The sequence below is a fragment of the Pseudomonas sp. 2822-15 genome (assembly GCF_002742515.1).
GTDB lineage: Bacteria > Pseudomonadota > Gammaproteobacteria > Pseudomonadales > Pseudomonadaceae > Aquipseudomonas > Aquipseudomonas salomonii.
Genome location: NZ_LJRY01000030.1, coordinates 1 through 245, shown reverse-complemented (window position 1 = coordinate 245; position 245 = coordinate 1). Strand labels below are relative to the sequence as shown.

Here is a 245-nt window from a genome sequence, read left to right as displayed (position 1 = left end):
TTGTTGAAATGGTTCAAATTGATCCTATGTATCCAATGCATTTCCCAGATGGTTCCACCTTTGTAAAGTGGAGTGACGAGCGTAGACAACTAGAAGAAATTGCACAACACTTTCCTGGTGAAGAAGAATCATATAAGTCGTATTTAAATGAAATGAGAGAGCGTTTTAAAAATGGAAAATCATCTTTATTGATCAGCATTTTATAAATAAAAAGTCATTCTGTACAAAGAGGAATATGAAGACAC

At 33.5% G+C, this 245-nt stretch carries 1 protein-coding gene; it reads left to right on the top strand.

What is annotated here, in order from left to right:
- Positions 1-206: hypothetical protein (locus AOA59_RS32270; RefSeq protein ID WP_218212168.1), on the top strand; the 206-nt coding region annotated here is incomplete at its 5' end.
- Between the last annotated feature and the right edge of the window lie 39 nt (positions 207-245).